23 protein-coding genes and 1 pseudogene are annotated in these 25,150 nt (G+C 65.9%); 12 read left to right on the top strand and 12 right to left on the bottom strand.

What is annotated here, in order from left to right; all coding sequences use genetic code 11:
* Positions 1 to 15: 15 nt before the first annotated feature.
* On the bottom strand, positions 16 to 1,638 hold the full coding sequence (locus JF781_RS02380; RefSeq protein WP_225326633.1) for an NAD(P)/FAD-dependent oxidoreductase: 1,623 nt from the start codon (positions 1,636 to 1,638) through the stop codon (positions 16 to 18).
* Positions 1,631 to 1,903, bottom strand: a complete 273-nt coding sequence (locus JF781_RS02375; RefSeq protein ID WP_225326634.1) for a nuclear transport factor 2 family protein — start codon at positions 1,901 to 1,903, stop codon at positions 1,631 to 1,633. Before JF781_RS02375 ends, JF781_RS02380 begins: the two co-directional genes overlap by 8 nt.
* A gap of 83 nt (positions 1,904 to 1,986) precedes the next feature.
* On the opposite strand from JF781_RS02375, the gene JF781_RS02370 reads away from it, so the two are divergent.
* From JF781_RS02370 to JF781_RS02345, 6 genes are all read left to right on the top strand, one after another.
* Positions 1,987 to 2,994, top strand: coding sequence for a Rieske 2Fe-2S domain-containing protein (locus JF781_RS02370; RefSeq protein WP_225326635.1), 1,008 nt, complete (start codon positions 1,987 to 1,989; stop codon positions 2,992 to 2,994).
* Positions 2,991 to 3,620, top strand: a complete 630-nt coding sequence (locus JF781_RS02365) for a cysteine hydrolase (RefSeq protein ID WP_225326636.1) — start codon at positions 2,991 to 2,993, stop codon at positions 3,618 to 3,620. Before JF781_RS02370 ends, JF781_RS02365 begins: the two co-directional genes overlap by 4 nt.
* On the top strand, positions 3,617 to 4,237 hold the full coding sequence (locus tag JF781_RS02360; protein WP_225326637.1) for a PaaI family thioesterase: 621 nt from the start codon (positions 3,617 to 3,619) through the stop codon (positions 4,235 to 4,237). The genes JF781_RS02365 and JF781_RS02360 overlap by 4 nt, the downstream gene beginning before the upstream one ends.
* A gap of 85 nt (positions 4,238 to 4,322) precedes the next feature.
* A complete protein-coding gene (locus JF781_RS02355; RefSeq protein ID WP_225326750.1) occupies positions 4,323 to 5,975 on the top strand; it encodes an acyl-CoA synthetase in 1,653 nt (550 codons plus the stop codon).
* A gap of 3 nt (positions 5,976 to 5,978) precedes the next feature.
* Entirely contained in the window at positions 5,979 to 6,452 is a 474-nt protein-coding gene (locus JF781_RS02350) for an SRPBCC family protein (RefSeq protein WP_225326638.1), read from the top strand.
* Positions 6,449 to 7,291, top strand: a complete 843-nt coding sequence (locus tag JF781_RS02345; protein ID WP_225326639.1) for an SDR family oxidoreductase — start codon at positions 6,449 to 6,451, stop codon at positions 7,289 to 7,291. Before JF781_RS02350 ends, JF781_RS02345 begins: the two co-directional genes overlap by 4 nt.
* Positions 7,292 to 7,535: 244 nt before the next feature.
* Here JF781_RS02345 and JF781_RS02340 read toward each other — a convergent pair whose 3' ends face one another.
* Complete coding sequence (locus JF781_RS02340; protein ID WP_225326640.1) at positions 7,536 to 8,336, bottom strand: FadR/GntR family transcriptional regulator; 801 nt, start codon at positions 8,334 to 8,336, stop codon at positions 7,536 to 7,538.
* A 316-nt stretch (positions 8,337 to 8,652) separates the two neighbouring features.
* Here JF781_RS02340 and JF781_RS02335 point away from each other — a divergent pair.
* Positions 8,653 to 9,241 (top strand): annotated as a pseudogene (locus JF781_RS02335) (alcohol dehydrogenase catalytic domain-containing protein).
* A 93-nt stretch (positions 9,242 to 9,334) separates the two neighbouring features.
* The gene (locus JF781_RS02330) at positions 9,335 to 10,327 is read left to right on the top strand and encodes a hypothetical protein (RefSeq protein ID WP_225326641.1); all 993 of its coding nucleotides are present in this window, start codon (positions 9,335 to 9,337) and stop codon (positions 10,325 to 10,327) included.
* A gap of 7 nt (positions 10,328 to 10,334) precedes the next feature.
* Here the strand turns inward: JF781_RS02330 and JF781_RS02325 are convergent, their stop codons facing one another.
* Both JF781_RS02325 and JF781_RS02320 read right to left on the bottom strand, forming a co-directional pair.
* Entirely contained in the window at positions 10,335 to 11,540 is a 1,206-nt protein-coding gene (locus JF781_RS02325) for a cytochrome P450 (RefSeq protein WP_225326642.1), read from the bottom strand.
* Complete coding sequence (locus JF781_RS02320; protein ID WP_225326643.1) at positions 11,537 to 13,033, bottom strand: coniferyl aldehyde dehydrogenase; 1,497 nt, start codon at positions 13,031 to 13,033, stop codon at positions 11,537 to 11,539. The genes JF781_RS02325 and JF781_RS02320 overlap by 4 nt, the downstream gene beginning before the upstream one ends.
* A gap of 90 nt (positions 13,034 to 13,123) precedes the next feature.
* Here JF781_RS02320 and JF781_RS02315 point away from each other — a divergent pair, with 90 nt between their 5' ends.
* From JF781_RS02315 to JF781_RS02305, 3 genes are read left to right on the top strand one after another with little or no spacing between them, the layout of a single operon-like run.
* Positions 13,124 to 14,332, top strand: coding sequence for a cytochrome P450 (locus JF781_RS02315; RefSeq protein WP_225326644.1), 1,209 nt, complete (start codon positions 13,124 to 13,126; stop codon positions 14,330 to 14,332).
* Positions 14,333 to 14,354: 22 nt separating this feature from the next.
* Positions 14,355 to 15,569, top strand: a complete 1,215-nt coding sequence (locus JF781_RS02310; protein ID WP_225326751.1) for a CaiB/BaiF CoA-transferase family protein — start codon at positions 14,355 to 14,357, stop codon at positions 15,567 to 15,569.
* A 49-nt stretch (positions 15,570 to 15,618) separates the two neighbouring features.
* On the top strand, positions 15,619 to 16,764 hold the full coding sequence (locus JF781_RS02305; protein ID WP_225326645.1) for a thiolase family protein: 1,146 nt from the start codon (positions 15,619 to 15,621) through the stop codon (positions 16,762 to 16,764).
* A 33-nt stretch (positions 16,765 to 16,797) separates the two neighbouring features.
* On the opposite strand, the gene JF781_RS02300 is transcribed toward JF781_RS02305, so the two are convergent.
* The 6 genes from JF781_RS02300 to JF781_RS02275 are packed head-to-tail and all read right to left on the bottom strand — an operon-like array spanning position 16,798 to position 23,567.
* Positions 16,798 to 17,997, bottom strand: a complete 1,200-nt coding sequence (locus JF781_RS02300; protein ID WP_225326646.1) for an acyl-CoA dehydrogenase family protein — start codon at positions 17,995 to 17,997, stop codon at positions 16,798 to 16,800.
* On the bottom strand, positions 17,997 to 19,043 hold the full coding sequence (locus JF781_RS02295) for an acyl-CoA dehydrogenase family protein (protein WP_225326647.1): 1,047 nt from the start codon (positions 19,041 to 19,043) through the stop codon (positions 17,997 to 17,999). The genes JF781_RS02300 and JF781_RS02295 overlap by 1 nt, the downstream gene beginning before the upstream one ends.
* A gap of 2 nt (positions 19,044 to 19,045) precedes the next feature.
* Positions 19,046 to 19,876: an amidohydrolase family protein gene (locus tag JF781_RS02290; protein WP_225326648.1), complete on the bottom strand. Its 831-nt coding sequence runs from the start codon at positions 19,874 to 19,876 to the stop codon at positions 19,046 to 19,048.
* Complete coding sequence (locus JF781_RS02285) at positions 19,873 to 21,498, bottom strand: acyl-CoA synthetase (RefSeq protein WP_225326649.1); 1,626 nt, start codon at positions 21,496 to 21,498, stop codon at positions 19,873 to 19,875. The genes JF781_RS02290 and JF781_RS02285 overlap by 4 nt, the downstream gene beginning before the upstream one ends.
* Before the next feature lie 22 nt (positions 21,499 to 21,520).
* Positions 21,521 to 22,723: an amidohydrolase family protein gene (locus JF781_RS02280; RefSeq protein WP_225326650.1), complete on the bottom strand. Its 1,203-nt coding sequence runs from the start codon at positions 22,721 to 22,723 to the stop codon at positions 21,521 to 21,523.
* 19 nt (positions 22,724 to 22,742) lie between these two features.
* Positions 22,743 to 23,567, bottom strand: a complete 825-nt coding sequence (locus tag JF781_RS02275) for an enoyl-CoA hydratase (RefSeq protein ID WP_225326651.1) — start codon at positions 23,565 to 23,567, stop codon at positions 22,743 to 22,745.
* Between the two features lie 262 nt (positions 23,568 to 23,829).
* On the opposite strand from JF781_RS02275, the gene JF781_RS02270 reads away from it, so the two are divergent.
* On the top strand, positions 23,830 to 24,069 hold the full coding sequence (locus JF781_RS02270) for a CsbD family protein (RefSeq protein WP_225326652.1): 240 nt from the start codon (positions 23,830 to 23,832) through the stop codon (positions 24,067 to 24,069).
* A gap of 61 nt (positions 24,070 to 24,130) precedes the next feature.
* Here JF781_RS02270 and JF781_RS02265 read toward each other — a convergent pair whose 3' ends face one another.
* Positions 24,131 to 25,147, bottom strand: coding sequence for a dihydrodipicolinate synthase family protein (locus tag JF781_RS02265; protein WP_225326653.1), 1,017 nt, complete (start codon positions 25,145 to 25,147; stop codon positions 24,131 to 24,133).
* Positions 25,148 to 25,150: the final 3 nt, after the last annotated feature.

The raw sequence follows: 25,150 nt of genomic DNA, 5'->3' as shown, positions 1-25,150 counted from the left end.
GCTCACCTTCAACAGCTAAGCCAGTTTGAATCCGGTGTATCCGCTTGCCGCGATTTCGTCGCAGCGCCGCCGGTATTCGGGGATTCCGCCGGTGTAGCCCATATACATCCGTTTCTTGCCCGGCACGTTGCCACCGTTGTACCAGGAGTTGCACGACGAGTGGACCAGAACCGTAGGCGCGACGAGCGCCGTGGTGTGGTCGATCCACTCCTGCTGAGCGGTGCTGAGCGCCTCGATGGTGCGGATGTCGTTGGCGCGCAGATACGCGAGGCAGTCGCCGATCCACTCCACGTGCTGTTCGAGGGCGGCGACGAAGTTCGTCGCGGCGCTCGGGCTGCCCGGGCCCTGAACCGTGAAGAGGTTCGGGAACCCGGCGACCGCCAGACCCAGGTACGACAGCGGGCCTTCGGTGGCCCAGAATTCGCCGAGCGAGACACCGCCGCGGCCACGGACGTCGATGCGGCTCAGCGCGCCGGTCATGGCGTCAAAACCGGTGGCGTAGACGATGGCATCGAGTTCGTGCAACCGGTCCTCGGTGCGGATGCCGGCGGGTGTGACTTCGCGGATCGGCGACTTTCGCAGGTCGACGAGGGTGACGTTGTCTCGGTTGAACGTCTCGTAGTAGCCCTGGTCGATGATCGGGCGCTTACAGGCGAAGGGGTGCACGGGAACCAGGGAGGCGGCGGTGTCCGGGTCCTTGACGATCCGGGCCACCGCCTCGCCGTACAACTTGGCGGCCATCCGGTTGGCGTCGATGTCGAAGAAGATGTCGCCCCAGTTCAGTGCGCCCATGACGCCGTTCTCCTCGATGGCGCGCAGTTGCTCTTCGCGCGTCGCCGACTTCAGTGGCGGCCTGCCGAGCATTTCGAGCAGGACGGAAAACGCGCTCAGCCGGGCCGCGCCGATCGGGTGGGCGCGCTGGGCCGCACGGATTTCGCCGTAACGGGCCTTCATGTCGTCGAGCTCGCCCGGCTCGAAGCGATGCACCCGCCACGGCAAGGTGTATGCCGGTGATCGCTGAAACACCGACAATTGCAGGGCTTCTCGGGCGACGACGGGGATGAGTTGCACGCCGGTCGAGCCGGTGCCGATGACGCCGACGCGCTTGCCGGTGAGGTCGACGCCGCCCTCGGGCCAGCGGCTGGTGAACAGCGACGCCCCGGCGAACGTGTCCATCCCGGGGATGTCCGGCTCCAGCGGTACGGACAGGATGCCCGAGGCGGCGACGACGAAGGGAACCCGGAAAATGTCGTCGGATTCGGTGCGCACCGACCACATCGCGGCTTCGTGGTCGAACGTCATCGCGACGACCTTGGTGCCGAATTGGATGTCGCGGCGAAGGTCGAGCCGGTCGGCCACGAAGTTCAGGTAGGCCTCGATCTCCGGCTGGGCCGGCATCGACTCCGTCCACACCCACTCCTGCTGGATCTCTTCGGAGAAGCTGTAGGAGTATTCGATGCTCTCGATGTCGCACCGCGCGCCGGGATAGCGGTTGAAAAGCCAGGTGCCGCCCACGCTTTCGGCCATCTCCAGCACGCGGGTACGTAGCCCGAGTTGCCGCAGCCGGTGCAGCATGTACAGCCCGGAGAACCCGGCGCCGATGACGAGGACGTCGTAGGAGGTATCAGCTTCAGCCATCGTCGCCGCCGGTTATCTTCAAGATGGTTCGGCTCAGGTTTCCCCCGAAGCCCCCCATCACCATCGGTGCGAAGTTCCCCACCCCCTCGATCGGGGGCGCGGTCTGAGGGTCGGCACCCGCGGTGGACACCGCCATGTCCAGCGTCACGACCACGTCGGTGGTGAACACGTCGCACCAAGACTCCAGGTCTTCGGTGTCCAGAAAACGGCAGTAGCGCGCCTTCAGTTGCCGGATGGCTTCCAGCTCGTCAGCCGCTGTCGTCATGTCACTCCTTGCCGCGCGCGGGCCGGACTGCTGAAATCTATACTGTAATGGATTTAGTATCAACGATCACGGGAGGCACTGGCGTGAAAGTTCCCTTCACCTGGAAGGTCACCGGCTGGTTCATGGTCGGCTGGTCCCCGGAGTTTCCCGTCGGCGAGGTCCGGCCGCTGCGCTATTTCGGGGAGGACCTGGTGGCCTACCGGGATGAGCAGGGTGAGCTGCATGTTTTGGAAGCGCACTGCAAGCATCTCGGCGCCCACATCGGCCACGGCGGCAAGGTGGTCGGCGACTGCGTCGAGTGCCCCTTCCACGGCTGGCGCTGGGGGCCGGACGGCTGCAACAAATACATCCCGTATCAGCCGGACCGGCCCAACCGAGGGCTGCGGCTGAAGGTGTATCCCGTCCGGGAGCAGTACGACTGCGTGTTCATCTGGCACCACCCGGACGGCAAGGAGCCACAGTGGGAAATGCCGGATATCTTCCGCAAGTTCCCGCAATTCGAGACCGATCCTGCCCAGTACTACCGGGCGTATCCGGAGTTTTCCCGGCGCGCGGAGCGCGAACCGGTGCATCCGCAGATCGTGGCCGAAAACGCACCCGACAGCGCCCATTTCGAGTACGTGCACCACGCCACGGTGACGCCCCGGGTGCTCGACTGGAAGATCGTCGACCACGAATGGCAGTTCATCGCGGGCTGGCCGGACGCAACTAGCGACAATCCCGACGATCTCGCGTTACGGTTTCACAGCCACCTGTTCGGGCTCGGCGGGGCGATCAGCGTCTTCGAGGGCGCGCAAAACCACCGGCTGATCTTCACCTGCACGCCGGTCGACGACGAGTGCTCGGACCTGTTCTACTCGATCTGGTGGCCGCGAATCCCCGGCGACACGGCGGACGTTCCGGAAGGAAAACTGCGCGACGTCATCGAGAAGCAGTTCCTGTCCACGGTGTTCGACGACCTGCAGATCTGGCGCTACCAGAAGTATGTGGAACACCCGGCACTGTCGAAGACCGATGCGAAAGGCTATATGGCGCTGAGGAAGTGGGCGACGCAGTTCTATGACGTCGCGCCGGTGGGCGCCCCCGCATGACGGACCGGCTGGCGGGACTTGTCGCACCTGAGCACACCGCGATCGTCGCCCAGGAGTGCCAGGGCGCGGTGATGGGTCCCGACGCCGGACTGGCGATGCTGGCCGAGGAAGCCCGCCGCGAGGCGTTGCCCAACATCGCGCGCCTGCTGCCCGCGGCCCGCGCGGCCGGGGTGCGGGTCGTGCATTGCCTGGTGCAGCGGCGGCCCGACGGGCTCGGCTCCAACCACAACGCGAAGATCTTCGCGATGGGCGGCGGCAACCAGGTGGACATCACCCCCGGCACGCCGGGTGCGGAGGTGCTGCCCGAATTAGGTCCGGAGCCTTCGGATTTGGTCTTGCGCCGCTGGCACGGCGTGGGGCCGATGGGCGGCACCGATCTGGACGCGGTGTTACGCAATCTCGGCGTCTCGACCATTGTCGTGGTGGGTGTTTCGCTGAACATCGCGATCCCCAACCTCGTCATGGACGCGGTCAACGCCGCCTACCGGGTGGTCCTGCCCCGCGACGCCGTCGCCGGCATACCCGCCGACTATGGTGCAGCGATGATCGCCAATACGCTGTCGCTGCTTGCCACCATCACCAGCACCGACGATCTGCTCCGGGCCTGGGACGAGGAAGCGCGATGACCGACACAGCGCCGGAAGTTCGCGGCGGATTCCCCGACGTCAAGCCCGTCGAGGACGCTCCCGCGGAACTGGGCCCGTTCGTCGCCGCACTGCGCCGACTGCAGGACCTGACCGTGTCCACCAAGCCGGACCCCGCGCTGTGGGCCGCCGCGACCGCGCACATCGAGAACGCCTGCGCGCTGCTGGATGGCCACCAGGTGCCCGAGGTCGAGGCGGTGGCCGGCCGGGTGCTGAGCCTGCCCGGGCTGGCCCATCCCCTACTGCCGCCCTGGATGGTGACCGATGCCGGTGCCGACGGCGTCACGATGGCCGGTCATTTCACCACCTCGCACATCGGCGGGAACCGGGCCGTGCACGGCGGCATGATCCCGCTGTTCTACGACTGGCTGTTCGGCATGGTCGTGTCCACCGCGGACATCCGGCCGACGCGCACGGCCTATCTGCACGTCGACTACCGGCAGATCACCCCGATCGATCAGCCGCTGACCGCTCAGGGCCGCATCACCGACGTCGACGGCCGGAAGGTTTTCATTGACGCTACTATGACAGCCGCCGACGGTACGCTGCTCAGCGAAGCCAACGGCCTGATGGTTCGCCTGCTACCCCACCAGCCGTGAGCGGACCCCGGTTTGGCGAGCAGATGCAGAATCGCACCGCACCAGCCTTGCGCATGCGATTCTGCGTCTGCTCGGCGGAAAGGAAATAGTGGACACCACAACAACATTCACGGTGCCTGCCGTCGCGAAGGCCGTCGCGGCCGCCATCCCCGATCGGGAGCTGGTCATCCAGGGCGATCGCCGGTACACCTACGCGCAGGTGATCGACCGCTCGAACCGGCTCGCCGCCTACCTGCACTCGCAAGGTTTGGGATGCCACACCGAGCGCTCCGCGCTGGCCGGCCACGAGGTGGGCCAGGACCTGCTCGGCCTCTACGCCTACAACGGGAACGAATTCGTCGAGGCGCTGCTGGGCAGCTTCGCGGCCCGGGTGGCCCCGTTCAACGTCAATTTCCGCTACGTCAAAAGCGAGCTCCAGTATCTGCTGGCGGATTCGGGGGCCACCGCGCTGCTCTACCACGGCGCATTTGCACCACGGGTTGCCGAGATCTTGCCGGATCTTCCGCAGCTACGCGTGCTGATCCAGATCGCCGACGGCTCGGGCAACGACTTGCTCGAGGGCGCCGTCGATTACGAGGCCGCTTTGGCGTCCGTGTCGCCGGAGCCGCCGCCGGTGCAGCACTGCGCCGACGACCTGTACGTCCTGTACACCGGGGGCACGACGGGCATGCCGAAGGGCGTGCTGTGGCGCCAGCACGACATCTTCATGACGTCCTTCGGCGGGCGGAATCTGATGACCGGCGAACCCTCGGCGTCCATCGATGGGATCGTCGAGCGGGCGGCCTCGGGTCCCGGCACCAAGCTGATGATCCTGCCCCCGCTGATCCACGGCGCGGCCCAGTGGAGCGTGATGACGGCGATCACGACGGGGCAGTCCGTCGTTTTCCCCACGGTCGTCGACCATTTGGACGCCGACGACGTGGTGCGCACCATCGAGCGGGAAAAGGTCGCGGTGGTCACCGTGGTGGGTGACGCGATGGCCCGCCCGCTGGTTGCCGCGATCGAAAAGGGGATCGCCGACGTGTCGTCGTTGGCGGTCGTCGCCAACGGGGGCGCCCTGCTGACCCCGTACGTCAAGCAGCGCTTGATCGAAGTGCTGCCGAACGCCGTTGTCGTCGACGGCGTCGGGTCGTCGGAGACGGGTGCCCAGATGCATCACATGTCCACCTCGGGCGCGGTAGCCACCGGCACGTTCAACGCCGGGCCGGACACCTTCGTCGCCGCCGAGGACCTGACGGCCATCCTGGAACCCGGGCACGACGGGATGGGCTGGCTGGCCCAGCGAGGTTATGTTCCGCTCGGCTACAAGGGTGATGCGGCCAAGACCGCCAAGACTTTTCCGGTGATCGACGGCGTTCGCTACGCCGTTCCCGGTGACCGCGCCCGCCACGGCGCCGACGGCTCCGTCGAACTGCTCGGCCGCGACTCGGTGACCATCAACTCCGGCGGCGAGAAGATTTTCGTCGAGGAGGTCGAAACGGCCATCGCGTCGCACCCCGCCGTGGCCGACGTGGTGGTCGCCGGACGGCCGAGCGAGCGGTGGGGCCAGGAGGTCGTCGCGGTCGTGGCGCTGGCCGAGGGCGCCAGCGTCGAGGCCGACGAGCTGGTCGCCCACGCCTCAAACACTTTGGCGCGCTACAAACTTCCGAAGGCGATCGTCTTCCGTCCGGTCATCGAGCGCAGCCCCTCGGGCAAGGCCGACTACCGGTGGGCTCGTGAGCAAGCCGTGAATGGTTGAGCGATGTCGTTGCTGCAGAAGGACGAGACGCTAACGGCATCGACTGAAGTACGCGCCTCCGAGGACCGGATCTACGCCGTCGTGTCCGACGTCACGCGGATCCCGGAGTGGAGCCCGGAGACGGTGCGTGCCCAGTGGCTGGCTCCGGACCGTTTTCGAGCCTGGAACCGTCGGCGACTGGGCCGGTGGCGGACCGAAGCGATCGTCGTCGAAGCAGTTCCGGGACAACGGTTCTCGTTCGTCGTTCAGGCCATGGGTGGGGACTGGACGCAGTGGACATATCTCATCGAACCCGGTTCCACCGCCGGCACGTCGCGTCTCACCGAAGCCGTCCGGATGTGCGTCCCATTGCCTTTCGGGGCCGTGCTGTTCGAACACCTCTTTCTGTTCATCCGGGATCGACGTAGCGATCTTCAAACAAACCTTGAAACCTCGGTGGACCGCATTCGCTCGATTGTCGAGGCGGGCAATTCATGAACTACCAAGACCGCGTTGCGGTAGTCACGGGTGCCGGCTCCGGCATCGGCCGCGCATTGACGCAGATGCTCACCCAGGACGGGGCGCATGTCGCGGCGGCCGACATCGACGACAAGGGTCTCGCCGAGACGCAAACATCGTGCCGGCCCGGCCGGGTCACGCCGTACCGGGTCGATGTGGCGGACCGGGATGCCGTGTTGGGTTTCGCCGAAGACGTGCACCGGCAGCTCGGGCCGGCCTCGATGTTGTTCAACAATGCGGGAGTTGACCTGTTCGCGAGCGTGGCTGACATGTCGTGGACCGATTTTGATTGGCTCATCGGGATCAACGTCGGCGGCGTCGTCAATGGGACCAAGGCGTTCCTGCCGCAACTCATCGAGTCGGGTATTCCCCAGCGCCCGGCGCGGCTGGTCAACCTGTCCAGTGCCTTCGGGCTGATCGCGGTGCCTTACCAAGGGGCTTACAGCACGGCGAAGTTCGCGGTGCGGGGTTTCACCGAGGCGCTCCGGCAGGAGATGATCATCGAACGCCACCCGGTGACCGTGCACTGCGTGCACCCCGGGGTGGTCCGAACCAACTTCGGGACCAACATGCGCGCCGCCGATACGGAGGATCCCGACCAGGCGGCCAAACTCTTTGCGCGCGCGGCGCTCACCTCACCCGAGAAGGCCGCCCGCCTCATTCTGCGAGGCGCCGAGAAGAACCGAGCCAGGATCCTCATCGGGCCCGACGGGCGCGTGATGGCGGCGATGCCCCGGCTACTGGGCGCGCACTACGCCGCTCTGCAGGCCTATGCCGCGAGGGTGACGAATTCGCGTTCGGGACGCGCCGACCGCTGACGCGAGCCTATTGCGGCGGGGCGATTCTTCACCGCGACTCCCGGAGTCGCCGGCTCGCACCGCAGGCGCATAAACATCTGACGTTTCAAAACCCAACCGAACGCACCGCAGGTTGGCGTCACCGCCTGGCTATACCTCTAGAGGTTTATTCCAATCGCTGCGAGTCGCCGCGGCGGCCCGCGCACCAACTGCGCATCTGATGCCGCGAAAGACGGTGGCGCGCAGCCGCTGATACGAACCGCCTTCAGCGATGGTGGTTGAGGTCGACAACGGTGGCCGCGTGTTCGCCGAGTAACGAGCCGCGCAACCGGGCCATGTGAGTGTTCCAGTGCGCTTGGGCCCCATCCCCATCGCCGGCCGCGATGAACTCCACGAGCAGCTCATGGGCGCGAATCGTGCGCCGACGCGCCGTGACAGGTTCGTGGCGCGTGCGGGTGAGCACGTCGGCAATCGCACGCGCGATCACCTCGTTGAGCATCTCGGTCACGAGGATGAGTGTTTGGTTTCCCGCGAGGCGCACGATGTCCCCATGAAATCGAATCATCGCGTTTGTGCTGGCCAAGGGATCGTTTACCGTGCGTTTCTGGTCGACAATCACCTGCCGCAACTGGTTCGCTGCGCGTTGGTGGCCACGCGAGGTTGCGACCATCCGAGCAGCCGCCGGTTCGATGACCGCACTCGCGTCGAACACATCGGCCAGTGAGACGCTGCGTGATTGCAACACCAGTGCGGCCGCCCGTGCCGTCGTGCGCTGGTCGGGCCGATGCACGACCACACCTCCGAGGGCGCCCCGCACGACCGAGATCAGACCTTCGGCCTCCAGGATGCGCAAGGCCTCCCGCAACGACGGCCGCGACACACCGAACCGTTCGAGCAGGTCAGCCTCGGTGCCCAGTAGGTCACCTTCGTCGAGCCCGCCGGTGATGATCAGCGCACGCAGTTCGTCGGCGATCTGCTTCGGCTTGCCCGCTGTCTGGGCCTGCACCGCCGAGCCCGTCAGCGTTGTGCGCTTAGCCACGTCTCTCCCTACCGCACGACCGGCCACTATTCCAGCACACTCGCGAGCTTGACTGTCCGGCATTTTCGGTTCAGCGTCGCCCCATGAATTCGGTGCCCATCCTTCCCAATACGGGCCAAACAGGTCGTAAAGCCCGGACGCAGTCGACGCCGGGACGGTGGCTCACGCGCCTTTACAAACGATACATCTAGAGGTTTAAATGGCGCTAGACCGCCGCCCGGTTCACGCCGGCGACGGTCGGTGAACCGTCGGCCGGATCGACAGGTCGGTGATGCCGGGTCCAGGCTCTCCCGTCCGGATCTAGCCCGCAGGAAAGGCACGAGCCACCTGAAATGAGACCTCGATGAAAACGAAAGCAGCAGTCCTTCATGGTGTCGGTCAGGACTGGGACGTCACCACCATCGACATCGATCCCCCGCGGGCGGGAGAGGTGCTGGTGAAGATGGCCGTTGCGGGCATCTGCCATTCGGACGACCATTTCGCCACCGGTGACAGCGTGCCCGACCAGAATATGGCCGCCGCCATGGCAGCCGTCGGAATGCCCGTGCCCCAATGGTTTCCGCTGTTGGGCGGGCACGAAGGCGCCGGTATCGTCGAAGAGGGCGGCCCCGGGGTTGATCCCCGTCGCCATGCTGATGACACGTAAGGGCGGAACGTGCGTGCTGACCGGAATGACCCCGCTATCGGAGATGAACGTGCCGCTCATCCTGGCCGACATGGTCAACTCCTGCAAAACCCTCAAGGGCTCCCTCTACGGGGAGATGAACCCGCGGGTAAGCATGCCGATGCTGCTGTCGATGTACGAGGCGGGCGATCTCAAGCTCGACGAACTCGTCACCCGGCGATACAAGCTCGGCGAGATCAACGACGCGATCAAGCATTTGCGCGAGGGATGCAACATCCGAGGTGTCATCGACTTCACCGGCTCGTGAGCGCAGCAAAGGGCAACCCTATGCGCCACACCCGTAGAAGCCCGACCCCGAAAGCGGCCTAGCCAATTCGGCCAGAAGGTAGAGGTGAGTTGAATGCCGGATCGCATCGACTTCGAAGTACAGGTAGCGACGCCTTCACTGGACCACTATCGGCGCGAGTGGGTGCCGGGGCCCGATGTGGGCCTGGCGGGAATGTGGATCGGCGCGGTTGTCAGCGACGCGTCGGGACAGGACTACTGGGGGTTACGGGGAGCCGATGACTTCCTCGTTGGGATGACCCACGTAGTGTCGCCGATCACCGGATTCAAGGCACTGCAGAAGACGTTCGACGCCGATCCGCCCCACCTGTTCGCCGAATACTCCTCGATCGACTGGTTCGAGCCACTCGAATACGTCGACAGCGGGGCCGCGGTGCAACTGAACTACTACAGCGGCCGCATGGAGCGTGACGCCGATGGCTTTCACTGGTACGACGCGAGCGAGCGCTGGGAGATACACGGCAGGGACGCTACCGACATCTTCACCGTCCACGTGCCGGCGCAAGGCGGAATCGACGACGAGGTCTATTACCGTCACCAACTACTCTGGGCCACAGGCCAAGTCAACGGGACGAAGGTGTCGGGATACCTCCATCAGGACTACGCCTACGGCCCACCCGGAATGGTCTACCCGGAACTTCCGATCGCCCGCCAACTTCAGGGCATGTGGGTGTCCTGGCTGCACCAGTACGACGACGGCGAGCTGGGCGGCGGCTGCTTCTGGCAAGGCCGAGACGGAGTGGCTTTCGGACCCGGCTATCAGCTCAAGGGCGGGATCACCTCGGCGCATGACGACGTCGTGGCCAAACCGACCTTCGACGAAGACAACAAGCTGGTTGCGCTGGACGTATCCATCGGCTCGGACGCATACTCGTTCGCCTTCGACACCAGCGGCAGCCCCATCCATTTCTTCGGCCGCCTGACGAGCAGCTCGACGGGTAAGACCCCGGCTCGCAGCTGGTGCTGGGTCGAGTACGCCGGAGGCATGCTGACCCCGGAGCTCCTCGATTACATGATGCAGCGCTTCCGGCTCGCCCGCGGTCGCTGACGCCGCATTACGGCAGCACCCGCACCGGGACGTTGTTCCAGCCGGCGACATTTTGCATGTTGACGCGACGGCAGCCCGCCCAGTCCACCTCATAGCGCGGCATGTGGTCGAGCAACTTCTGCAGTGCGACAGAGCTTTCCATGCGTGCCAGCGCCGCCCCGAGGCAGCTGTGGATCCCGTAGCCGAATCCCAGGTTCTGTGCTTCGGCGCGGTCGCGGTCGATGTCGAAGACCTCTGGCTTCGTCCACGCGTCGGGATCACGGTTGGCCGAGCCGAGCAGTAGGAACACCGGCTTGCCGGCCGGGATGGTGACGCCGTGCAGGGTGACGTCTTCGCGCGAACAGCGCACGTTGTACTGGTTCGGGGATTCGTAGCGCAGCACCTCTTCGACCGCGGCGGGGACCCTGCTGCGGTCGTCGAGCAACTTCTGCCATTGCTCGGGATGGCGCGCAAACAACACCACCGCGTTGGCCACCAGCTTGGTCACCGTCTCGGCGCCCGCCCCGCCCAATAGCACGGCGAACTGGGCGATTTCGATGTTGTCCAACGCGGTGAGCTCGCCGTTCTCGCGCTCCACGCGGGCGGCCACCAATGCGCTGATCATGTCGTTGCGCGGGGCGGCCCTGCGCTCCTTCACCAGCTGGTAGTAGGCGATCGCCATTTGCGTGGCGGCCTGCACACCCGCCTCCGACATCTCGACCTCGCCCGGTTCGCGGTGCAGGAATTCGTCGAGCCACAGCCGGATCTGCTGGCGATCCCCCTCCGGCACCCCGAGCATCGTCGTGATGACTTCGACGGGGAACAGCGCCGAGAAATCCTGAACGACATCGAATCCCGCGGGGTCGGTGGCGCCCAGATAGCGATCGATCAGGCCGGTCACCAAGGGCCGCATCGATTCGATGGCGCGCGGGGTGAAGACCTTGTTGACCAGGCCGCGCATGTGCCGGTGTTCGGGCGGGTCCATCATGATGATCGACTTGTGCCCCATGGGCTCCTCGGAGCGCACCGCCGCGAGGTCCACACCTCGCGCCGACGAATACGTCTCGAAGTTCTTATACGCCGCGGCGACATCGACGTGGCGGCTCAGCGCGTAAAAGTCGTACCGTTCGCTGTAGTAGACCGGGGCTTCCTCACGCATCCGGCGATACGTCTCGTAGGGCCCGTTGAAGAAGTCCTCCGAGAACGGGTCGAATTCCAGTTCGGCGACGGTCATTTCGTAACCTTCTTTAGCCGGCGGTGCGTGCGGGCCCGCGCGATCCGCAGGGCGGTGTTGGCGTAGAACCGCAACGAGCTGCCGAACGGCGGCGCCGCGGTCCCGGTGATGCTGAACGGCAGGTCGTTGCCGACCACGGTGCGGTAATGACTGAAGGTGTCGAAACCGGCCTTGCCGTGGTAGGCACCCATCCCGCTGCGGCCCACTCCCCCGAATGGGGCCGCGGACGGGATCATCTGCGCCGCAAAATCATTGCGTGCGACGCCGCCGCTGCGGGTATTGCGGACAAAGGTGCGGAAATCGTCGTCGTCGGGACCGTACCAGTAGGCCACCAGCGGCGCCGGCCGACGGTTGATGTAGTCGATCGCCTCGTTCAGCCGGGAATACCCCATGACGGCCAGCACCGGGCCGAAGACCTCCTCGTCGGCGATCCGCATCCGGTCGTCGATGTCGCGGACAATGGTGGGCGCGATTTTGCGACTGGCGCGGTCGGGTAGCGGCTCGCCCTCCGGGGCAATCGTTTCCACGCGAGCACCGTGCGCCCGCGCATCATCGATCAGCCGGACCACCCGGTCGAAATTGGCCTGGTTGACGCTGGAGCAGTAGTCGGCGTTGGCGATGACCGTCGGGAACATCCCGCGCAGGGTTTCGCGGGCTGTGTCGACGAAGGTGTCGAGGTGGGCGTCGGGCACCAGCACGTAGTCGGGGCAGACACAGACCTGTCCGCCGTTGACCATGCGGCCACGGGCGATGCGCGCCGCCGACCGCGCGATGTCGGCGCCCGGCGCAACGACCACCGGGTTCTTGCCGCCGAGTTCCAGCGTCACCGGCACGAGGTTCTGGGCGGCCGAGCGTTGCACCAGCGCGCCCACCGACGGGGACCCGGTGAAAAACAGGTGATCGAACGGCAACGCCGCGAACTCGGCCGCGACGTCGGCGCCGCCGGTGACGACGTCGAGCTCAGTCGGGTCGAAGTACTGGGGCGCCGTCGCCGCCATCAGATCCGCGGTGTGCGCGGTGATCTCCGACATCTTGATCATCACCCGGTTGCCGGCCGCGAACGCCGCCGACGCGGGTAGCACCACAAGATTGACCGGGAAGTTCCACGGACCGATCACGCCGACGACGCCGAGCGGGGTGGGCTGGACTTCGGCCCGCAGGCCACACAGCCGGGCGGCGGGCATCAGTTTGGCCGGGCGCATCCATTGCGCCACATGGGATCTGGTGTGCTCGACCACCGAGGTGATCCCGATGATCTCGGTGAACAAAGAGGCCGCCTTGGACCGGGTGCCGTAGTCGGCGGCCATGGCGTCGATGAATGCGTCGCTGTTGTCCAGCAGCAGCGCCATCAATCGGTCGATGCGGTTGCGCCGGACCGCGGCGGTGGGCGGCCCCTCGGCGAGAAACGATCGCCGTTGTCGGTCCAGCATCGCCTGCAAATCGGTCTGTTGCCGCGCCGCCGGACTGTCAACCTGTTGGCCAACTGAACCCATGGCTGCACAGCTTACGGCAGCCGTGGCCGCGTCGATATAGTCTACTGTAATCTTTACAGTACGACCGTGTACCCGAGCCGGAGAGCAGCCGTGGAAAGTCAGCTTCAGGATGCCGTCACCGGCGCTAAGCCGGGCGACTACCTGCGTGACCCGTACCCGTACTTCGCGCAAAAGCGCACCGAGGGCGGGGTGTTTCGCGGCACCGTCATGGACTATTCCAAGACCCCCGAGTCGCTACGCCCCAAGCGGTCTTTCGCGGCGGTGTCCTTCGACGCGGTCAACAAGGTGTTTCGCGACGGCCGGGTGTTCAGTTCGGCCATGTACGACACCACCATCGGCCTGTTCATGGGGCCGACGATTCTGGCGATGGAGGGCAAAAAGCACCGCGATCATCGCAACCTGGTGTCGGCAGCGTTCAAGTCCAAGGCGCTGGCCCGCTGGGAGCCCACGGTCGTGCGCCCGATCTGCAACGCCCTCATTGACGAGTTCATCGCCGAGGGCCAGGCCGATCTGGTCCGCCAGTTCACGTTCGAGTTTCCGACCCGGGTCATCGCCGCGCTGCTGGGCCTGCCCGACGACGACGTGCCCATGTTCCACCGGCGCGCGGTGGAATTGATCAGCTACGCGGTCCGCTACGAACGCGCCTTTGAAGCGTCGGCGGCGTTGAAGGACTACTTCCTCGAGCAGATCGAAGCGCGCAAGACCAATCCGACCGAGGACATCATCGGCGACCTGGTCACCGCGGAGATTGACGGCGAAAAGCTCAGCGACGAAGCCATCTACTCGTTTTTGCGGCTGCTGCTGCCCGCCGGGCTGGAAACCACCTACCGGTCCTCGGGCAATCTGCTGTTCCTGTTGCTCACCCACCCCGAACAGCTCGCCGCAGTGCAGGCCGACACCACGTTGATCGCCCCGGCGATCGAGGAGGGGCTGCGCTTCGAGACGCCGTTGACCACGGTGCAGCGGTTCACCGCCGAGGACACCGAATTGGAAGGCGTCAACATCCCGGCGCGGTCGGTGGTCGACGTGTGCATCGGCTCGGCGAATCGCGATGGAAGCCGCTGGGAGCGCCCGGAAGAGTTCGACATCTTCCGTCCGCACATGCCCCACATTTCGTTCGCCGCCGGCGAGCACACCTGCTTGGGGCTGCACCTCGCGCGTATGGAAACCCGGGTTGCGCTCGAATGCCTGTTGGATCGAGTGACCAACGTCAACCTGCTCACCGATGACGATCCGCATATCCACGGTCAGCCGTTCCGTTCGCCGACGGCGCTTCCGGTTACGTTCGACGCGAAGTAGGGTCCCGGGAATGGTAAAGGTAATGCAGGGCTTTCGGGTCCTCGAGGTTGCGCAGTTCACGTTCGTCCCCGCTGCCGGCGCGATCCTTGCCGACTGGGGCGCCGACGTCATCAAGGTCGAGCACCCGGCGCGCGGCGACACCCAGCGTGGCTTTGTCAACATGGGTGGCTTCCAGCTCAATCCTGACCGGCATCCGTTGATCGAGCATCCCAACCGGGGCAAGCGCAGCGTCGGGATCGACGTCTCCACCCCGGGCGGCCAGGAAGTGATCTACGAGTTGGCCAAGACCGCCGACGTGTTCCTGACCAACTACATGCCCGCGCAGCGGCAGAAAAACAAGTTCGACGTCGAGCACATTCGCGCCGTGAACCCAAACATCGTGTATGCCCGCGGCAGTGCGTACGGCGACAAGGGGGCCGAGCGGGACGTCGGCGGCTATGACGGAACGGCGTTCTGGACGCGCAGCGGGGTGGGGTACGCGCTGACCCCCGAGGAATTGGGCGGCGCTCTGGGACAGGGCATTCCCGCATTCGGTGACTCCATTGGCGGCATGTTCATCGCCGGCGGCATCTCGGCCGCGCTGCTGCACCGCGAGCGCACCGGCGAGGCGCTCGAGCTGGACGTGTCGTTGCTGAGCACGGCGTGGTGGGCGGCGGGCGCGAGCGTCACGCAAGGCATGGAGACCGGGGAGGTCATGCGCACCCCGATGCCAGGATCCGCGGCCGCATCGGTGAATCCGTTTCTGGGCAACTACGAAACCTCCGACGGCGGCACGATCAACCTGTGCATCGTCAGTCCGACGGGCTACATTCGCGACACGTTCGAGCACCTCGGCATCCCCGAGGCGGCCGACGATCCCCGCTTCTCCGACGTGCTGCCGTTGATCCAAAACGCCGACGCGGCCGCCGAGCTGATCGCAAAGGCCTTCGCCGGCAAGCCCTTCGACTACTGGCGACAGCACCTCAAAACGATGAAGGGCCAGTGGGCGCCGTTCCAGAGCCTCATCGATCTGGCCGACGACGAGCAAGCGATCGCCAACGACATGATCGTCGAAGTCGAGGCCAACGACGGCGGTGCGCCGTTCAAGGTCGTGCGCGGGCCGGTGCAGTTCAACCACGAACCGCTCGTCACCACCCGGGCCCCGCAGGCCTCCGAGCACACCGAGATCGTCTTGATAGAACTCGGGATGGACTGGGACCGCATCGCCGAACTCAAAGGAGCAGGAGCCATCGCGTGAATCGCGCCGACGACGACGCAGAACGTAGTGATGAGGAGGAGTGGCGCAAATGAATGACGTCGCAATCATCGGCGTGGGCCTACACCCCTTCGGTCGCTTCGAGGGCAAATCCGCGATGGAGATGGGCGTCGACGCCATCCGGCTCGCGGTCGACGACGCGGGCGTGCAGTGGAAGGACATCCAGGCCGCCACCGGGGGCAGCTGGACGGTCGCCAATCCCGATGCGATCGTCGGCATGGTCGGACTCTCGGGCATCCCCTTCACCAACGTGTTCAACGCCTGCGCGACCGCGGCCAGCGCCGCCAAGGCGTGCGCCGACGGAATCCGGCTGGGCGACTACGACATTGGGATCGCCATCGGCCTGGACAAGCATCCGCGCGGGGCGTTCACCGAGGACCCGGCTCTGGTGGGAATGCCGCGCTGGTATGCCGAAAACGGGCAGTACCTCACCACTCAGTTCTTCGGCATGAAAGCCAACCGATACCTGCACGAGCATGGCATCTCCCAGCAGACGCTGGCCAAGGTGGCCGCCAAGAACTTTCGTAACGGCGCGCAGAATCCGAACGCGTTTCGGCGCAAACCGATTCCGGAAGACGAGATCCTCAACTCGACGATGCTGAACTACCCGCTCACCCAGTACATGTTCTGTGCGCCCGACGAGGGCGCCGCCGCGGTGGTCATGTGCCGCGCCGACATCGCGCACCGCTATACCGCCAAGCCGGTCTTCGTGCGGGCGGTCGAGGTGCGTACCCGCCGCTACGGCGCCTACGAGGTGAACACCACCTTCGCCCCGGTCGACGAGGACGTGGCGCCGACCGTGTACGCCGCCAAGTCCGCGTTCGAAAAGGCCGGAGTGGCACCGGAAGACGTCGACGTCATTCAGTTGCAGGACACCGACGCCGGCGCGGAGATCATCCACATGGCCGAATGCGGGTTCTGCGCCGACGGCGAGCAGGAGAAGCTGCTGGCCGACGGTGCCACCGAGATCACCGGCTCGATGCCGATCAACACCGACGGCGGGCTGATCGCCAACGGCGAACCGATCGGGGCGTCCGGCCTGCGGCAGATCCATGAGCTGGTGCGCCAGCTTCGCGGCGAGGCGGGCGATCGTCAGGTGGCCGGTGAACCGCGCGTCGGGTTCGCTCAGCTCTATGGCGCGCCCGGCACCGCCGCGGCGACAGTCCTGACGACCTGACCCCGCGAGCAGACGCAGGGCTAAGAACCAGCGCTAGGAAGCTTTCTGCGCGACCGGCGCGTAAGCCGGCTTGCCCAAGCCCAGCATGTACTGCGCGATCATGTTGCGGAACACCTCGAGGGTGCCGCCGTAAATGCCCACCAGCGGCGCGAACCGGAATACGTACTCCGAGGCGCCGTCGTCGGCCGCACCGTCGGTGCCGATCGGCAGCGTGGACGCCGTGCCGAGGATGTCCATCAGGTCCGGGGAGATGTCGCGCATCGTCTGTGCGAGGGCGACGCGCCCGAAGATGCCGGGCGCACTGAGCGCCGCTTCCATTCGCGCGGCGCTGCGTCCCAACCGGTACGCCACGGCGGCATCGTCAATGAGCCTGCGCCCGTTCGGGTCCCGCTGTGACACCTTGCCCGCGGCCTTGTCCAGCGCGTCGGCCATGAAACCGGCCTGATGCATCATGATCGACACGTCCTGCAGCCCGTCGGGGGCGGCCGCCACCGCGCCGTGCTCGACGTTGAGCGGCTCGCGCAGCACCGTCCAGCCCGCGTTCACGTCGCCCAGCCGATACCTGTCGTCGACACGCACGTCGCTGTAGTAGACGATGTTGGTGCGATCGCCGTCGACCGTGCGGATGCCCTGAATCTCGATGCCCGGCGAGTCCAGCGGAACCAGAAACATCGTCAGGCTCTTGTGCTTCGGGGCGTTCGGATCCGTGTTGGTGATGAGGAACACGTACCGGCAATTGTGCGCCCCGGTGGTAAACATCTTGGACCCATTGATAATCCACGTTGATCCATCCGCCTCCCGCACCGCCCGCGTCTTGCAGGTGGCGATGTCGGATCCGCCCTCGGGTTCGGTGTAGCCCAGGCACAGCCGGACATGTCCGCTGAAGACGCCCGGCAGCACTTCGTCCTGCAATTCGCTCGACCCGAACCGCGCGACCGAACGCGCCACCATGGCGGTGGTACCCCAGGTCACCCAGGGCACGTGGGCGCGCCGCTTCTCCAGCTCCCAGATGCGGCGACGCACGCGGCTGAAGCCGCCTTCGGCTTCCGGCTTCCATTCGCGTTCCAGGTAGCCGGCGGCGCCCAGCGCCAGGTGCACCCCTTCGTCGAAGTTGTCGCCGGTTTCGCGGTCCCGACGCTTGACGTCCTCGGTCACGTGGGTGCGCAGGAATTCGCGCGCTTCGTCGAGGAATCGCTGATCGTCGTCGGACAGCGTGACTCGCGAGAAATCCACTATGCGCCCCTTCCGCTTTCGCGTGCGGCGACGAGCTCGCCGATGTACTTCGCGCTGGCGCCGGGATCTCCGCCCGCCAGGGCCCAGCCGCGGGCACGCACCAGATAGGCCGTCGCCGCCGCCTCCGCCGAAACACCAAGACCGCCTTGCACATGCACCGCCATGGTCGCGGCCTTGGCCGCCTCTTCCGCCATGAACACGAACGCCGAGGGCGCCAACTCGGGGCGTTCGTCGGGCTCGTTGTCCAGGAACCAGGCCGCGCGCCGCGCCAGATTGCGGCCGCCCTGCACGGTGATGGCGATGTTGGCCAGTGGATGGGAGATGCCCTGCAGCGTCGAGATCGGCACGCCCAGTGTGTAGCGGGTCTTGGCGAATTCGGCGGCGATCGTCATGGTCTCTTCCACCAAGCCCACCAATGCCGCGGCCGACAGCACCCGCCACTCATCCAGCGCGCGTTGATATTCCGCCGCCGCGCCGGGCCCGCTGGCTAGCACGGTGCGGGTGTCGGCGGCCGCCGGATCCACCCAGGCCATCGGCAGGCGGCCGATGTTGTCTACCTTCGTAGGGCGGGTGCCGAAGGTCAGCGCGATGACTTCCGCACCGTCGCGCACGATGATCTGGTCGGCGATCGACCCGGTGGGCAGGAGCCGCGTCCCGGAGGGGCTGTCGTGCTGCGGATCGAACGCGGCCAGTCGCTTGCCTTGGACCACATCGGGTTCCACCGCACCGAGCCGGGCCAGCAGACGCGCCGCGCAGACCTGGTCGATCCACGGCACCGGCGCCAGCGACCGGCCGATCTCCTCGGCCACCAGGGTCAGGTCGACGAGCGTCGCGCCGTCGCCGCCGGCGGATTCCGGCAGGGCCATCGTCGTTGCGCCCATGGCGCACAACCGCTCCCAGAGGTTCTTGTCGAATCCGGTCTCCTCCGCGGCGCGCACGGTCTCGATCGGGCAATGGGTCTTGAAGAAATCGCGGTACGCGGCCTGCAACGCCTCGTGATCCGACGTCAGGCTGTAGTCGAGCCTGCGTAGTTCGTAACGGTCCATACTCAGCGTTCCTCCTGGCCACCGAAAAAGAATTCTTGGGCGTTGTTGTAGAGATAGTTCTCGAGGACGTCGGCGGGCAAATCCAGCGCGGCGGCCTCGGGCACGACGCGGTGCATCTTCAGCACGGGCCAGTCGGAACCGAAGATCACCTTGCCCTTCCCGCGCGTGCGCATGTAGTGCAGCAGGCTCTCCGGTAACCGCTTCGGCGACCACGCCGACGTCATCAGGCGCAGGTTGGCATATTTGATCAGCAGTCTGATCGCGATGTCCCACCACGGATCCGCGCCGTGGATCATGCACAGTTTCAGTTCTGGGAACCGCACGCACACCCGATCGAGGTGAATCGGATTCTGCACCTCGCCGGGAATGGGCGGCCCGGGGATGCCGGTGTTGATGCACAGCGGAAGCTCGAGCTCGGCGCATTTGGTGTACAGCGGGTAATAGACGGCGTCGCTGGGCGGGTACTGGCCGTCCCCCCAAAAGCTCGGCCCCACAGCCGCATACGCCACGGGCAGGTCGCCGGCGACGGCAGAAAGTTCCCGCAGGGAGGGCATCGGCCGCAGCAGGTTCACCCCGCCCATGGCCAGCGCGAACCGCTCGGGCTTCTCCTCGACGAATTTGCGCGCCGTCACCGACGGCTTGGCGAGATTGTCCATCAGGATGGCCTTGCGCACGCCGTGGGCGTCCATTTCGTCGAGCAGCTCGGACAGCTCGACGGGCGCGAACATGGACTCCGGCCCCTTGAAGTAATCGTCACGCACCTTGAGCATCCAGGTCGGTTGCTTCTCGGTCTCGCCGAAGCGCACGTTGACCAGGCAATCGATCACTTTCATGGGGACACCGGCGCCTTTGCTGTCGCGTGACGTTTCGCCCAACGGTAATCGGCCTTGCCGTTGCCCAAGCGTTGGACGTGCTCGACGAAGAGGAATTCCTTGGGCGCCTTGAACCGTGCGAGTTGCGTGGTGCACAGCGTGTGCAGTTCATCGGCCGTCGCGGCGGCCTCCGCACGGAGTTCGACGAGGGCGACGAGTTCTTCTCCCCAGCGCTCGCTGGGGCGCCCGACCACCAGCGCGTCGGCGATCGCCGGGTGGGCGCGCAGCACTTCTTCGACTTCCTCGACGAAGACCTTCTCGCCGCCGGTGTTGACCACCAGCGAGTCCCGGCCGAACAGCCGCAGCGTGCCGTCGGGCTCCAGGGCGGCGCGGTCGCCCGATATCACCACCCGCTTGCCGTCGATCTCGGGAAAGGTCTTGCGGGTCGCGTCGGGATCGTTGAAGTACCCCAACGGGATTCGTCCTTCCCTGGCGACCCAACCCACCTCGGCCTCGCCCGGACGGAGAAAGCGGCTGTAGTCCTCGGAGAGAACCAGTCCACCCTCCCGCAGGGTGAACGTGTCGGATTGCGTGTCGCGCCGGCTGTGGCCGAATCCCATGTTTCCGGTCTCCGACGAGCCGTACCCGTTGATCACCGTGACCTGGGGGATCAATTCCACCAGGGCGCGTTGGTATTTCGGGTTCGTTGCGGCGCCGCCGGTGCCTATTGCGTACAGCGACGACAGGTCGTAGGAGCCGCGGCGCAGTTCGGCCACCAGCGGCGCGGCGTAGGCGTCGCCGACCATCGTCATCAAGCCGACCCTCTCGCGCTGCGCCGTTTCCAAGACCGTTCGCGGGTCGAGCTTTTTGCCGGTGTCGTACATCACCACGGGCGTGCCGGCCATGATCGCCGAGAACGCCGTCCACATGCCGGCGGCGTGCATCAGCGGCGACACCGCGAACCACGGCGCCCCGGCCGCCCCGCGCACCTTGTCGTGAATCTCCTGGGCACAGGCGTGGTCTGCCCCCACCATCGACGAGACATAGATGTCGGACTGCCGCCACAGCACACCCTTGGGCCGACCGGTTGTGCCCCCGGTGCAGATCATCAGCAGGTCATCGGGCGATGCGATGACGCGCTGGTCAGTTTCCCCTTGCGCCAGAGCGTCTTCCAGCGACATCGCGCCCGGTAGGTCGGGTGCGTCGCTGCCGTCGTCGACCGTGATCAACAGATCGACGCCCGCACGGGCGAGGACGTCGGCGAACTTGGCGCCCAGCGCGCGGTGGTAGATGACCACCCGGGGCTGTACGTAATCGAGAAGTTCACCGACCTCGCGCGGCGTGTAGTAGTAGTTGATGTTCACCGGGACGGTGCGGGCCTTGAGGCACCCGATGACCATGTCGGGGTACAGGTCGTTGTGCATCACCAGGGCAACCCGGTCCTGCCCGCATTCCCAGTTCTGCAGGTCCGCCCGCTCCCGGTGTGCGCCGAACCCCTTGCTGGCCAGGAAGTTCGCCAGCCGGCGGGTGCGGTCCGCCGACTCGGCGAAGGTGCTGCGACGGTCGCCGCACACCGTCATCGTCCGGTCACCGATGACGTCGGCGATCTCGTCGAGCACCGCCCCGATGGTCCATTCGCTCACGGAAGTAACCGGGCCCCGATGATCAAGCGGCCGAGCCGACTTGGACGCCCAGGAGGTCGAGGGCGTTGTCTCGCATGATCTTTCGGACGTCGGACTCGCTGAAGCCTTTCAGCTCATCGGCGAACGACACCGGCGATTCGAGGCCCTCCCCGTGCGGCCAGTCGGAACCGAACAGGATCTTGTCGACGCCGATGACTTCGGCCAGCTCCGGTAGGTCGTCCTCGTAGTAGGGGGCGATCCACACGTTGTTGCGCAGCTGCTCCACCGGGTCCTCGGGGAAATACTGGGGCTGGGTGTTGGCCGCCTTCTTGAGTCGCTTGATCAGTCGATGCACGAAGTAGGACCCGTTTTCGATGCTGACGGCCTTGAGTTTCGGATGGCGGGTGAACACGCCGTGCACGATCATCGAGGCCATGGTGTCGTGAATGGCCCGGTCGTCCAGGAGCACCTGATCCAGCGGATCCTTCGCGCCGAAGCCCTCGAAGGTCGACTTGCCGCCCCATAGCGCGGCGATCGCCAGGTAACCGCTGTCAGACAGGTGGAATCCCACCGGCACTCCCGCTTCGGCCAGCCTGGCCCACACCGGATCGTGGCTGGGATCGCCCAGCGACCGCGGCTTGACCAGCCCGGGCACCGGTGCGGGCCGCACCAGCACCAGCTTGGCGCCGCGCGCCAACACGAACTCGACCTCTTCGACGGCTTTGACCGGATCGGCCAGCGAGACGATCGGGGCGGAGATGATGCGATGATCGGGACGGTCGAAGCCCCAGTCCTCGTCGAGCCACAGGTTGAACGCGTGCACCGAGGCCATTGTCGCCTCGATGTCGTGTTTGAGCGCCTCTTCGACCCCGCACGCGAATGTCGGCAGCATGAACGCCGTCTCGATGTCCTGGGTGTCCATCACCGCGATCCGGGCGTCGCGGTTCTGGTACTCCGGGTGCTCGGCGAGCCGCTCGACCTTCATCAGCGACGCCGGGTCGACGCCCTCCGGGATCTCGCCGCGGAACAACAGGTCGAGGCAGCCGGGCACGATGATCGGGTCGAAGGTGACGTTCGGGATGAAGTGGTTGATGCGGTCGCCCATCAACGCCCAGCTGCGTTTGCCGTCGCTGACTATCTGGACACCGCGCCGTTTGAATCGCTTGTCCAAGTGGCGGGTAAACGAGTCCAACGGCTCGTAGTAGTGATTGTCGACATCGATCGCTTGATAGTTCAGGGTGGTCATGATGTTCCTTTCCGGCTGGTTAGGTGGCCAACGGCGGGAACCGCGGTGGCCGCTTCTCCAGGAAGCTCGTGATGCCTTCGACGACGTCGGGCCGCAGTAGCGACTCGTGCATGAGTGTTTCGGCGCGGGCGCTGACGTCGGTGACATCGCGCAGCGCGTCGCCGTAGGCCTGCCGCTTGATGACCGCCAGCGACGCCGGCGAACAGCTGTGCGCGATGTCCTCGGCGTACGCCATGGTGCGAGACAACAGTTGTTCGGGCGCGACAACGTCCTTGACCAGTCCGAGTTCCGCGGCCTCCTCGGCGAAGAACGTGCGCCCGCTCAGCAGCAAGTCCATCGCTGCGCCCCAGCCGGCGAGCCGCGGCAGGATCCAGGAGATCCCGTACTCGGCGATCAAACCCCGCCGGGTGAAGGCGGTGGCGAATTTGGCCCCGGCGGCCGCGAACCGGACGTCACACATCAGGGCGTGGGTCAGGCCGATGCCGACGCAGGCGCCGTTGACCGCGGCGATGATCGGCTTTCGCAGCTCGGTGAGGAAGTGCGGGTGGCGGTCGCCGACCAACTTGGTGACGTCGGTGTCGCCGTCGCCGAGTTTTTCGTCGATGGATCCCGCGCCACCCAGGTTCGCGCCCGCGCAGAATCCCTTGCCGGCACCGGTCAACACGATCACTCGGACCGCGGGGTCGGCCTCGGCGCGGTCGATGCTCGCGTAGAAGCCCCGCGAGAGGTCGGGGCCCCAGGCGTTGAGCCGCTCGGGGCGGTTGAAGGTCACGACCGCAACACCGGTTTCGGTGGTTTCATACAGCACCGCCTCATCGGTGACCACACGGTCGGCGGCGCCCATATGACCGTCCCCTCATAGCTGACCAACTGGCGAGTTTGTACCCATACTGTATACCTATCGGTACCGCATTCCACAACTGCGTCCGCACCCCCGTGAACGGCGACTAAACAGCGATTTTGGGCGTCGGCTCGGCGCGGCGACCGCCCCGCGGGTCGGGCGTTGGCGACGGTTGTGGCCATCGACACGCTGACCCATGTTTGCCTCGACCCCGTGATCGGGAACGCGTTAAGAAGCCAATCATCACATCCGGGAAGGAGAGGCAATGGTTGACACCAAGAGCGGTCCGGTCGAATTCGTTCGGGGCATCGTGGAAGAGGTCCTCGGAAAGACCAAGCAGGTCGTCGGCATCATCATCGGCCACAACGACCTGATCGAAGAGGGCAAGGCCCAGCAGGACAAGGCGGATGCGCAGCGCAGCGCCGGGAAAAAGGAAGCCGCCGCCGAGAAGGCCCGCGGCAAGGCCAAGGCGTACGAGGAACGTGAGCGGGCCGAACAGCAGTAATCGGTCGGCTGAGCGAGCGGGCCCGGTTATCCACCGGGCCCGCTTCGCGTTGTAATCCGTTCTACTGCAACACCGTTTGGATCAAACCCAGGCGCTGGTAGGCGTTCTCGATCTGGGCCTTCGCCTCGGCGGGCAATTCGGCCTGCGGGGGGCGGGAATGCGGGTAGGCACCGATCGGCAGCCCCAGCAGGGAAGCGGCGTACTTGAACGCGCCGCCCCAGTGGGTGAAGTAGTCCGCGCGTCCGGGGTAGCACGTCCACCACGATCCGACGTCGAGGTCGAACTGATCCAGCCCGGACTCGCGACCGTAGTCCATGGCCTCGATGAGCTTGTCGCTCTGCACCAAATCCCAATATTCGGAATATATTCGCCGTTCGGGCGTCTCGAACAGGTAGCCCGCGGTGCCTAGTTGTGCCGGGCACACGATCCCGTCACGCAGCCACCCGGCCCGGTACACCGTCTTGTCGCATTCCCATACCGCCAGGCCGGGCGCGAGCTCATGCAGCAGGCGGCTGCCGGCCGGCCGGAAGGCGCCCTCCTTGGTGGCGCACACCGCGGGCACCTCGTCGTAGATGCGTGCGCTCTCGGCCGGGGTCAACACGTAGCCCGACGACGGCGAATTGAACATGCCCAGAGCGATGTTCGTGCGCGCAGCCACGTAGTGGAAAAAGCGCAGCACGCCTTCTCCCCCGTGGGCCTCCATCATCGGCGTCTGGATGTAGACGATGTCGGCGCCCGCCTCCTGGGCGTGCAGCGTCAAATCCAGACAGTCCTTCGCCGACATGGCCGCCGTGCAGGCCTGCACCACCACACCGGGGTTGATGCTGCGCGCCTCCTCGACCGCGACCTCCAGCAGGCGCTTCCGCTCGTCGAGGGTCAGCGACCAGAACTCCGCAATGCCACTGGTGCACCACAACATCGGGTGCCCGAGGTCACCGACGCAGTAGCGCACCAACGTCCGATAGGCGTCCCAGTCGATGTCGTCGCCGTCGGTGCCGCAAAACGGGGTGTAGAGGGAGTCGCCGATCCCCCGCAACGCGCCAGGCGCCCATGCCCGAGCCTCTGCTGCCGTAGCCACAAT

Source organism: Mycobacterium sp. WUMAC-067 (assembly GCF_020217485.1).
GTDB lineage: Bacteria > Actinomycetota > Actinomycetes > Mycobacteriales > Mycobacteriaceae > Mycobacterium.
The sequence above is the reverse complement of the archived record's forward strand: the minus strand, read 5'-3'. Positions and strand labels throughout refer to the sequence as shown.